1 protein-coding gene is annotated in these 696 nt (G+C 65.7%); it reads right to left on the bottom strand.

From position 1 onward, the window contains the following. Positions 1-638 (bottom strand): IS6 family transposase (locus E2C05_RS32310; protein ID WP_133223663.1); only part of this gene is annotated, 638 nt, incomplete at its 3' end. Between the last annotated feature and the right edge of the window lie 58 nt (positions 639-696).

Here is a 696-nt window from a genome sequence, read left to right as displayed (position 1 = left end):
CCGGCGGTCATCAGATGTCGCCTTGGACGGAAGTGGCCGTAGATCATGGCGTGGGATGACAGGAAGCGCTGCGCCTGCTCCGGTGATTTGAACCGCTGCATCTGCCGCTCTCGGCGCCGCGTTGGCCGGTGCGAGTTCTCGGCACGATTGTTCAGGTACCGGCTGGTCCGGTGCTTCACCTCGGGCAGGACCTCGCGGTGCGCCACTCCATAGCTGCGCAGGCCATCGGTGACGAGGCGCTTCGGCTTGTACTTCAGGCCGACAAGCAGGCGCTTGAAGAAGCGCTTCGCCGCCGTGGCATTCCGGCGGTCCTGCACCAAGATATCGAGCACCACGCCGTGCTGGTCCACCGCGCGCCAGAGATAGTGCAGCTCGCCGCCGATTTTCAGGAACACCTCATCAAGGTGCCAAGTGTCGCCCGGCTTGGGCCGGCGGTGACGGAGCTTGCGGGCAAAGTCGGCGCCGAACTTGCGGCACCACTGCCTGATGCTTTCGTGGGTCACGCCGATGCTCCGCTCGGCCAGGATCAGCTCCACCTCGCGCAGGCTCAGGCCGAAGACGTGGTACAGCCAGACAGCGTAGCTGATGATCGCGGCCGGGAAGCGGTAACCGGGGTAGGTCGCGGGCTCGGGCGTCATGCCGCCATCCTGGCCCGTCCCCTTCGGCAAAGCCAGAAGCCGTCAAGTTGGCAATGCC

It is taken from the genome of Paracraurococcus ruber, from assembly GCF_004353985.1.
Classification (GTDB): domain Bacteria; phylum Pseudomonadota; class Alphaproteobacteria; order Acetobacterales; family Acetobacteraceae; genus Paracraurococcus; species Paracraurococcus ruber.
The sequence above is the reverse complement of the archived record's forward strand: the minus strand, read 5'-3'. Positions and strand labels throughout refer to the sequence as shown.